Origin of the sequence: Bacteroides sp. HMSC067B03, from assembly GCF_001811315.1 — a bacterium.
GTDB lineage: Bacteria > Bacteroidota > Bacteroidia > Bacteroidales > Bacteroidaceae > Bacteroides > Bacteroides faecis.
In genome coordinates this window covers 48,628-60,090 of the sequence record NZ_KV804301.1, presented here as the reverse complement: position 1 = coordinate 60,090, position 11,463 = coordinate 48,628, and the positions used below count along the sequence as shown (strand labels likewise).

General features: G+C 42.2%; 6 protein-coding genes. All 6 read left to right on the top strand.

What is annotated here, in order from left to right; genetic code table 11:
• Positions 1–552: DUF3826 domain-containing protein (locus HMPREF2794_RS05990; RefSeq protein WP_070751147.1), on the top strand; the 552-nt coding region annotated here is incomplete at its 5' end.
• A 232-nt stretch (positions 553–784) separates the two neighbouring features.
• A complete protein-coding gene (locus tag HMPREF2794_RS05985) occupies positions 785–1,714 on the top strand; it encodes a glycoside hydrolase family 43 protein (RefSeq protein WP_010537911.1) in 930 nt (309 codons plus the stop codon).
• A 20-nt stretch (positions 1,715–1,734) separates the two neighbouring features.
• Positions 1,735–5,064 (top strand): MGH1-like glycoside hydrolase domain-containing protein, encoded by a 3,330-nt coding sequence (locus tag HMPREF2794_RS05980; protein WP_070751146.1) that lies wholly within the window; start codon positions 1,735–1,737, stop codon positions 5,062–5,064.
• 47 nt (positions 5,065–5,111) lie between these two features.
• A complete protein-coding gene (locus HMPREF2794_RS05975) occupies positions 5,112–7,964 on the top strand; it encodes a glycoside hydrolase family 78 protein (RefSeq protein WP_070751145.1) in 2,853 nt (950 codons plus the stop codon).
• A 70-nt stretch (positions 7,965–8,034) separates the two neighbouring features.
• Positions 8,035–9,372, top strand: a complete 1,338-nt coding sequence (locus HMPREF2794_RS05970) for a glycoside hydrolase family 28 protein (protein WP_055270732.1) — start codon at positions 8,035–8,037, stop codon at positions 9,370–9,372.
• Positions 9,373–11,337, top strand: a complete 1,965-nt coding sequence (locus HMPREF2794_RS05965; RefSeq protein ID WP_070751144.1) for a 6-O-methylesterase — start codon at positions 9,373–9,375, stop codon at positions 11,335–11,337.
• The last annotated feature ends 126 nt before the right edge of the window (positions 11,338–11,463 follow it).

The following is an 11,463-nucleotide window of genomic DNA, read 5'->3' as shown; positions in this document are numbered from 1 at the left end:
TCGCAGAAAATTGTAGATAAACTAGGACTTACGGATGCGAAAGTAGCCGAAGATGTTTGTAATATTATTGCCAATCGCTATTTCGAACTGAATGATATTTATGAAATACGTGATGCAAAAGTAAAAAACGTTAAGGAATCAGGTTTGACCGGTGATGCGAAAGATGAAGCGTTGAAGGCAGCTGAAAATGAAAAAGATGCAGCTTTGTACCGTTCTCACTTTGCTTTTCCTGCCAGTTTATCTCTCTTTTTGAATGAGGAACAGATAGAAGCCGTAAAAGATGGAATGACTTATGGCGTGGTGAAAGTGACTTATGAAGCTACGCTTGATATGATTCCTTCTTTGAAGGAAGAAGAAAAGGCACAAATCTATGCTTGGTTGGTAGAGGCGCGTGAGTTTGCTATGGATGCAGAAAATTCAAACAAGAAGCATGCGGCTTTCGGTAAGTACAAAGGACGTATCAACAATTATCTGGCCAAACGTGGGTACAATTTGACAAAAGAACGTGAAGAGTGGGCTAAACGTGTAAAAGCACGGGGAGGAACACTGTAAAACCATAGCATGTTGTAAACAAGGAATTTGTGACAAATAAGATACTATAAAAAGAAGTGGAATTCTTTCCCATTATTAAATGGTTAGTTTGTTTGATGGAGGAAAGGGTGGCTCGGAGAGTCGCCCTTTTATCGATTATAAAGAATGATTCTTTATATCTATTTGAGTACAAATCCGGCTTTTTATCGTCTCTGTATAAAGGATATTAGTATAGTGTAAAAGAATCATAGAAATGGGAAAGTTAAAAAATACATTAGCTGCAATAAGCATTCTACTTTTAGCTTCTTGTGGAGGGAATAAAGATTATTATATGTTCACTTCATTTCATGAGCCGGCTGATGAAGGTCTGAGATATCTGTATAGCGAAGATGGAATGTACTGGGATAGCATTCCCGGCGTTTGGTTGAAACCAGAATTAGGGCAACATCGGTTAATGCGCGACCCTTCCATAGTGCGTACACCGGATGGAACCTTTCATTTGGTGTGGACTACCAGTTGGAAAGGTGATTTAGGTTTTGGCTATGCACAGTCCAAAGATTTGATTCACTGGTCGGAGCAACAAATGATTCCTGTGATGGCAGACGAACCTACCACTGTCAATGTATGGGCACCGGAGATTTTTTATGATGACGAAGGTGAACAGTTTATGGTAGTATGGGCCTCTTGTGTGCCCGGTCGTTATGAAAAGGGAATAGAAGAAGAAGAGAACAACCATCGCTTGTACTACATCACAACAAAGGATTTTAAGGCAGTATCGAAAGCGAAAGTATTATATGATCCCGGTTTCAGCTCGATTGATGCTGTGATTGTGAAACGGGCGAAAAATGATTATGTAATGGTACTCAAAGATAACACACGTCCCGAACGCAATCTGAAAATAGCTTTTTCTGGCTCTATGACCGGCCCTTATTCGCCGTCATCACAACCCTTTACCGAGTCGTTTGTAGAAGGGCCGACGGTTGAAAAACTCGGTGATGATTATCTGATCTATTTTGATGTTTATAAGAAAAAAATATATGGAGCTATGCGTACCAGGGATTTTCGGAATTTCACGGATGTCACCGAAAGCGTAAGTGTGCCTGTCGGACATAAGCATGGAACTATCTTTAAAGCTTCGGAATCTGTTGTTAAAACATTGCTGGAAGAAAGCAAGAAGAAATAAACTAAAACCTGAAATAAATCATGAACAACTTAACGAAGATTCTTTTTGTATTGGCTACCGGATGGCTGACAAATACCATTCAAGCACAGTCCCCGCAAGACAGAATCCATTACACAGGAAAGGAATTGTCGAATCCCGCTTATCATGACGGACAACTGTCTCCGGTAGTAGGAGTACATAATATTCAACTGGTACGTGCCAACCGTGAACACCCGGATACGTCGAACGGTAACGGATGGACTTATAATCATCAGCCTATGTTGGCCTACTGGAACGGTCAGTTCTATTATCAGTATCTGGCAGACCCTTCGGATGAGCATATACCACCTTCCCAAACATTCCTGATGACCTCAAAAGACGGTTATCAATGGACAAATCCGGAAATAGTATTCCCCCCTTACAAAGTGCCGGACGGATATACTAAAGAATCCCGCCCTGGTATGCAGGCAAAAGATTTGATCGCTATCATGCATCAACGTGTAGGCTTTTATGTATCTAAGTCGGGCAAGTTGATTACAATGGGAAATTATGGGGTAGCCTTAGATAAGAAAGATGATCCGAATGATGGGAACGGCATAGGTAGGGTAGTGCGTGAGATTAAGAAAGATGGTTCGTTTGGTCCTATCTATTTCATTTATTACAATCATGGTTTTAGCGAGAAGAACACCGATTATCCTTATTTCAGGAAGAGCAAAGACCGTGAGTTCGTCAAGGCCTGCCAGGAGATTCTGGATAATCCGCTCTATATGATGCAATGGGTGGAGGAAGCTGACCGTGAAGATCCGATCATTCCACTTAAAAAAGGCTATAAAGCGTTCAACTGCTATACATTGCCCGATGGCCGTATGGCAAGTCTCTGGAAACATGCATTGACTTCTATCAGTGAAGATGGAGGACATACCTGGGCAGAACCGGTGCTTCGTGCAAAAGGGTTTGTCAACAGTAATGCAAAAATCTGGGGACAACGTCTGAGCGACGGTACTTATGCTACTGTTTATAATCCTTCGGAATTTCGCTGGCCGTTGGCTATTTCGTTGAGTAAAGACGGACTGGAATATACTACATTAAATCTGGTACATGGTGAAAATCCTCCCATGCGCTATGGAGGAAATTATAAATCGTATGGTCCTCAATATCCCCGTGGTATTCAGGAAGGAAACGGAATACCTGCAGATGGTGATTTGTGGGTTTCATATAGCGTGAATAAAGAAGATATGTGGATTTCCCGTATTCCTGTTCCGGTAGAGATCAATGCTTCCGCACATGCAGATGATGATTTTTCGAAATTCGGTTCAATGGCTGAACTAGCTAATTGGAATATTTATTCTCCGGTTTGGGCTCCGGTTTCTTTAGAAGGAGAATGGTTGATTTTACAGGATAAAGACCCGTTTGACTATGCGAAGGCAGAGCGTAAGATTCCGGCTTCTAAAGAATTGAAAGTTTCATTTGATCTGTTGGCCGGACAGAATGATAAAGGTATACTTCAGATTGACTTTTTAGATGAAAACAGCATTGCTTGTTCGCGGCTTGAGCTAACTCCGGACGGTATTTTCCGTATGAAAGGTGGCTCACGGTTTGCAAATATGATGAAATATGAGGCAGGGAAGACTTATCATGTAGAAGCAGTTCTTTCGACTGCAGATCGTAATATTCAAGTGTATGTAGATGGTAAGAGAGTCGGTTTGCGTATGTTTTATGCTCCGGTAGCGACTATTGAACGAATCGCTTTCCGTACGGGAGAGATGCGTACATTCCCGACCGTAGATACTCCTGCCGATCAAACTTACGATTTACCCAATGCAGGTGGGCAGGAACCGTTAGCGGAATATCGCATTGCCAATGTGAAGACTTCCTCCACAGATAAGGACGCTTCTTCCGCTTTTTTGAAATATGAGGACTTTAGTCATTATGCTGACTATTTCAATGGCATGGAAGATGAGAATATTGTTCAGGCCATTCCCAATGCCAAGGCTTCGGAATGGATGGAAGAAAATATTCCTTTGTTTGAATGCCCGCAACATAACTTTGAAGAAATGTACTATTATCGTTGGTGGTCATTGCGTAAGCATATCAAGGAAACTCCTGTCGGATATGGCATGACCGAATTTCTGATTCAGCGGTCTTATTCGGACAAATATAATCTGATAGCCTGTGCTATCGGACATCATATTTACGAGAGCCGTTGGTTGCGCGATCCGAAATATCTGGATCAGATTATACACACATGGTATCGTGGCAATGATGGCGGGCCGATGAAGAAAATGGATAAGTTCAGTTCATGGAATGCGGATGCCATACTTGCGCGCTATATGGTGGATGGTGATAAGGATTTCATGTTGGATATGGCGAAGGATCTGGAAACAGAATATCAGCGTTGGGAACGTACGAATCGTTTGAAGAACGGACTGTATTGGCAAGGTGATGTACAAGATGGTATGGAAGAGTCCATCAGTGGAGGACGGAAGAAAAAATATGCCCGTCCGACAATTAACAGTTATATGTACGGTAATGCAAAAGCTCTTTCGCTAATGGGAATTCTTTCCGGTAATGAAGGAATGGCTATGAAATACGGCATGAGAGCGGATACATTAAAGAGTCTCGTGGAGAACGATTTGTGGAATACACGTCATCAGTTCTTTGAGACTGTGCGTATTGATTCTTCTGCCAATGTGCGTGAAGCAATCGGGTATATCCCATGGTATTTCAATTTACCGGATACAACGAAGAAATATGAAGTTGCCTGGAAAGAGATTATGGATGAAAAAGGATTTTCTGCTCCTTATGGATTGACTACGGCAGAACGCCGTCATCCGGAATTCCGCACGCGTGGAGTCGGCAAGTGTGAGTGGGACGGAGCTATCTGGCCGTTTGCTTCTGCACAGACATTGACTGCAATGGCTAATTTCATGAATAACTATCCGCAGACTGTTTTATCTGACAGTGTATATTTTCGTCAGATGGAATTGTATGTAGAGTCGCAATATCATCGTGGCCGTCCGTATATTGGCGAATATCTGGATGAAGTGACCGGTTATTGGCTGAAAGGCGATCAGGAACGGAGCCGGTACTATAACCATTCTACATTCAATGATTTGATGATTACCGGATTGATTGGACTTCGTCCCCGTCTGGATGATACGATAGAAGTAAATCCGCTGATTCCGGCTGATAAATGGGACTGGTTTTGTCTGGATAATGTTTTATATCATGGGCACAATCTGACGATTCTTTGGGATAAAAATGGGGACCGTTACCATTGCGGAAAGGGATTACGTGTTTTTGTGGATGGGAAAGAGGCAGGACATGCGGATACGTTGACAAGACTTGTTTGTGAGAATGCTTTGAAATGATAGATTCAGACACGGATTATTATTTATAACATATTGAAAACCAGATAATGATTTTAAGAAAATATCTTCTTCTTATTCTTTGCCTGCCATGTTTCGTACAAGCGAAGAATATAACAATCAGTCGCCTGACTTGTGAAATGCAGGAAGGGTTAGTAGTGGTTGAGGGAGTGCCCCGTTTGGGATGGGTGATGGAATCACCTGAAAACGGAACACAACAATCGGCTTATGAAATAGATATTCGGGAGGCTCTTACCGGCCGTTCTGTGTGGAACAGTGGAAAAGTAAACTCTTCACAGAGCCAGTTGGTATCCATTGAAGGAGCGGATATTCGCTCTGGCAATCTACTCAATTATATTTGGCGCGTACGGGTTTGGGACGAATCTGGTTCACCCTCACAATGGAGCTCAGATGCTAAATTTCGTTCAGTTCCTGACTGCTTTTCTTCCAGGAAATGGATTGGGGCTATTACTCGTCAGGATGCCCACTTGCCGGAAGGTCGTAAGTTTCATGGTGGCGAATTGAAAAAGCCGGAGGTAAAAGCGGCTTGGGAAGCGGTGGATACACTAGCCAAGAAGAGCATTTATTTGCGGAAAACATTTGAGTTGGGAGATATAAAGGGAGGTAGTGCCGGTCGTAAAACAAGCAAGAGGATTGTAGAAGCGACAGCTTACGTATGCGGACTGGGATTCTATGAGTTTTCGTTAAATGGCAAGAAAGTAGGTGATAGTGAGTTTGCTCCGCTTTGGAGTGATTATGATAAAAGTGTTTATTATAACACGTATGATGTGACAGAGTTGTTGCAAAATGGTGAGAATGCAGTTGGAGTTTTATTGGGGAATGGATTCTATAATGTACAAGGGGGACGTTATCGTAAGCTACAGATTAGTTTTGGTCCTCCCACGCTCTTATTTGAGTTAGTTGTTAATTATGAGGATGGAACACATACGGTCATCCATTCTGATAATGGCTGGAAATATGATTTGAGTCCGATAACCTTCAACTGTATTTATGGAGGTGAGGATTATGATGCGCGTGGAGAACAGAAAGGATGGAACCAAGTTGGGTTTGATGATAGTGATTGGCGTCCGGTAGTAGTTCAGGAGGCTCCGAAAGGAATACTTCGCCCACAAATGGCACGTCCGGTGAAGATTATGGAACGGCACAACATTCAAAAGGTCACAAAACTGAATGATGAGCAAGTTGCCTTGTCTTCCAAATCTACGAAACGAGTGGTAGCCCCTTCTGCCTTAGTCTTGGACATGGGACAGAATCTGGCTGGTTTTCCCGAAATAACAGTACGTGGTAAACGCGGACAAAAAGTGACTCTGATAGTCGCCGAGGCGTTAACGGAAGAAGGTGCTTGTAACCAACGTCAAACAGGACGCCAACATTACTATGAATATACATTGAAAGGTGAAGGAGATGAAACTTGGCATCCTCGTTTCTCTTATTATGGTTTCAGATATATTCAGGTGGAAGGTGCTGTCTTGAAAGGACAGAAGAATCCGCATCAATTGCCGGTATTGAAAAACATTCAGTCCTGTTTCGTTTACAATTCGGCAAAGAAAGTTTCTACATTTGAATCATCAAATCAGATATTCAATGCTGCTCATCGCTTGATAGAGAAGGCAGTACGTAGTAATATGCAGTCTGTGTTTACGGATTGTCCGCACCGGGAAAAACTTGGTTGGCTGGAGCAGGTGCATCTTAATGGTCCGGGATTATTATATAATTATGATCTGACTGCTTATGCTCCGCAAATTATGCAGAACATGGCTGATGCGCAGCACTCCAATGGAGCAATGCCGACAACAGCCCCTGAATATGTCGTTTTTGAAGGTCCGGGTATGGATGCTTTTGCCGAATCGCCGGAGTGGGGAGGTTCTTTAGTTATTTTTCCATTTATGTATTATGAGACTTATGGAGATGATTCGCTGATCAGAAAATACTATTCCAATATGCGTCGTTATGTGGATTATCTCAAAACTCGTGCAAATAATGGAATCTTATCTTTCGGTTTGGGTGACTGGTATGATTATGGAGATTTTCGTGCGGGATTCTCACGGAATACACCTGTTCCATTAGTGGCTACCGCACATTATTACATGACCGTTATGTATTTGGTAAAGGCTGCCGGAATGGTAGGTAATGAATTTGATGTTCGTTATTACAGCTCTTTAGCCCATGATATTATGGTAGCCTTTAATAAATGTTTCTTAGATAATAATACCGCACAGTATGGTACGGGAAGTCAATGCAGTAATGCACTTCCGTTGTTTCTTCATTTGACACAAAGTGCAGGAGAACAAGGTGTTTGTCAGCCGGATACAAATTTGAATAAAAAGGTGCTTTTCAATCTGATTAAAGATGTAAAGGCACATGGAGATCGTCTGACAACCGGGGATGTGGGCAATCGTTATTTGATTCAGACATTAGCCCGTAACGATCAGAATGAACTTATTTATAAAATGTTTAATCATGAAGAAGCTCCCGGTTATGGTTTTCAGTTAAAATTTGGGGCAACTACTCTGACAGAACAATGGGACCCGCGTCAAGGCTCTTCGTGGAATCATTTTATGATGGGGCAGATTGATGAATGGTTCTTTCGTTCATTGGTTGGAATTCGTCCATATACGGTATTATCTGCCTCCTTGGAAGGAAAAGATGATTCAATGCAGGGCTACCGGAAATTTATCATTGCTTCCCAACCGGTAGGAGACTTGAAATATGTCAAATCATCATACGAAACCCTTTATGGTACTATTGTAGTAGAGTGGACTCGGCAAGAGGATGCATTTACCTTAAATGTGTCTGTTCCGGTGAATACAACGGCTGTCGTATATCTTCCGGGAGAGAAGGAACCCAAGGAAATACAAAGCGGAATGTATAAGTTTGACTGATAATACCTATATTTAGGCACGAATTTCTTGAATGGAAATGATGAAGAAGTATTCTTTAATATAATAGATTATGAATTTACGAACAACTCTTTTGGCATTCCTGTGCCTTTGTGCAGCCACTGTTCTTCATGCCGAACGTGTAGACATGTTGAAAATCGGTGCAAAGGCAAATGGCAAAGTTCTTAATACAAAGTTGATCAACACTACGATTGACCGTCTGAACCGTAATGGTGGAGGAACCCTTTTCTTTCCGGCGGGAACTTACCTGACAGGAAGTATCCGGTTGAAAAGTAATATAACCTTGGAGCTGGAAGCTGGTGCCACGTTACTTTTCTCAGATAACTTTGATGATTATCTTCCTTTTGTGGAAGTCCGTCACGAAGGAGTGATGATGAAAAGTTTCCAACCTTTAATCTATGCAGTGGATGCAGAGAATATTACGATCAAGGGCGAAGGAACTTTGGACGGACAAGGTAAAAAATGGTGGATGGAGTTTTTCCGGGTCATGATTGACCTGAAAGATAACGGTATGCATGATCTGAATAAATATCAGCCTATGTGGGATGCAGAGAATGATACTACGGCCATTTATACTGAAACAAATAAGGATTATGTAAGCACATTGCAGCGACGTTTTTTCCGTCCTCCGTTCATTCAGCCTGTTCGTTGTAAGAAGGTAAAGATTGAGGGAGTGAAAATTGTCAATTCCCCTTTCTGGACTGTAAACCCGGAATTCTGTGATAATGTGACTATCAAAGGAATTACGATTGATAATGTTCCTTCTCCTAATACAGATGGCATCAATCCGGAATCCTGCCGGAATGTACATATCAGCGATTGTCATATTTCAGTAGGTGATGACTGTATTACGATTAAATCGGGAAGAGATGCACAAGCCCGACGTTTGGGAGTACCTTGTGAAAATATCACTATAACCAATTGTACAATGCTTTCCGGGCATGGTGGTGTTGTTATTGGCAGCGAAATGAGTGGAAGTGTGCGTAAAGTGACTATTTCCAACTGCGTGTTTGACGGGACTGAGCGAGGTATCCGCATTAAGTCAACTCGTGGAAGGGGAGGAGTCGTTGAAGATATTCGTGTCAGCAATATTGTGATGAGCAATATCAAGCAAGAAGCTGTCGTTTTAAACTTGAAATACAGTCCGATGCCGGCAGAACCGAAGAGTGAACGCACCCCAATCTTTCGTAATGTACATATCAGTGGGATGACTGTTACAGATGTAAAAACACCGATAAAAATAGTCGGATTAGAAGAAGCTCCGATATCAGATATTGTATTACGTGATATCCATATTCAGGGAGGAAAGCAGAAATGCATCTTTGAAGATTGTGAACGCATTACGATGGATGATGTGATTGTCAATGGTGAGGAATTAAAACTTAAATAAATGAAACGGATACTTTTCACAATGCTGCTTGCCGCATCCCTTTCGGCAGAGGCGCAAACACAAAGATATGAGACGGAATTTGCCCGTCCCTTAAATGAAGTTCTGACGGATATTCAAAACCGTTTTGGAGTCCGCTTGAAATACGATATTGATACAGTAGGCAAAGTATTGTCTTACGCTGATTTCCGTATTCGTCCTTATTCAGTGGAAGAGTCGCTGACAAATGTACTTGCACCTTTTGACTACAAGTTTGTCAAGCAGAAGGGAAATATGTATAAGTTGAAAGCTTACGAATATCCCCGTCGGACGGATGAGGATGGGGAAAAGATGTTGGCATATCTGAACACCCTTTATGCTGATAAGCAAACATTCGGATTGCGTGCGGATTCTTTGAAGAAAGAAGTCCGTCAGCGTTTGGGCATTGATGCTATGTTGGCCCAATGTGTTAAGTCGGAGGCTATTCTCTCGAAAATACGAAAGTTTGATGGCTATACTATACAGAACTTTGCACTTGAAACACTTCCCGGATTGTATGTCTGCGGCTCTATTTACACCCCTCAATCAAAAGGGAAGCATGCACTGATTATATGCCCGAACGGACATTTCGGCGGTGGACGTTATCGTGAGGATCAGCAACAGCGCATGGGCACTTTGGCCCGTATGGGAGCTATTTGTGTGGATTATGACTTATTCGGATGGGGAGAATCTATATTACAGGTTGGCAGTGCGGCGCATCGTAGCAGTGCGGCGCATACTATTCAGGCGATGAATGGTTTGCTGATTCTTGATTATATGCTTGCTTCCCGGAAAGATATTGATACCGGTCGTATCGGAGCGAATGGTGGTTCCGGTGGTGGTACACATACAGTGTTACTAAGTGTATTGGATGATCGTTTTACGGCTTCTGCTCCGGTAGTGAGCCTGGCTTCCCATTTCGACGGGGGATGTCCCTGCGAAAGTGGCATGCCTATTCAGCTCTCGGCAGGAGGCACTTGTAACGCAGAATTGGCTGCGACATTTGCTCCGCTTCCACAACTGATTGTTTCTGATGGCGGAGATTGGACAGCCAGTGTTCCTACGTTAGAATTTCCTTATCTGCAACGTATTTATGGTTTCTACCATGCAAAGGATAAGGTTACAAATGTACACCTTCCCAATGAGAAACACGATTTTGGCCCGAATAAACGAAATGCTGTTTATGATTTTTTTGCCGATGTGTTTCATTTGGACAAGAAGAAACTGGATGAAAGTAAAGTTACTATTGAACCCGAAGCTGCCATGTATAGTTTTGGAGAGAAGGGAGAGCTATTACCGGAGGGCGCCATTCGTTCTTTCGATAAAGTAGCAGCTTATTTTGACAAGAAAGTATTTGCCAGACTAAACTCGGATACTTCTCTTGAAAAGAAAGCGATGGACTGGGTAGCCTCACTGAACCTGAATGACGAGAGTAAAGCCGGATTTGCAATTACTACTATTTACAATCATCTGCGTAAGGTTCGCGATTGGCACAATGACCATCCTTATACCACGATTCCTGCCGGCATCAATCCGTTGACAGGCAAACTATTGAGTAAACTTGACCGTGAAATGATTGCTGACTCTGCTATGCCGAAAGAGATACATGAAAAGTTGATGAAAGACTTGCGCAGGGTATTGACAGAAGAACAGGTGGAACAGATCCTTGATAAATATACTGTTGGAAAAGTTGCATTCACTCTAAAAGGATATCAGGCTATTGTACCTGATATGACGGAAGAAGAAACAGCATTTGTCCTGGAACAACTGAAGCTGGCTCGTGAGCAGGCTATTGACTACAAGAACATGAAACAGATTTCTGCTATCTTCGAAATCTATAAAACTAAATGCGAACAGTATTTTAACGAACATGGGCGTAACTGGCGCCAGATGTTTAAGGATTATGTGAATAAAAGGAACGCAGAGAAAAAGGCACAGGGAAAGAAATAAACCTTAGTTAGGAATAAGAGATAATCATATAATGTACATTAAGAGCGGCAATACCTTTGGAAAAAGAGGATTGCTGCTCTTGGTGTATCATACATTATGTGAAAAATAGAGTTAGCCGGACATCTT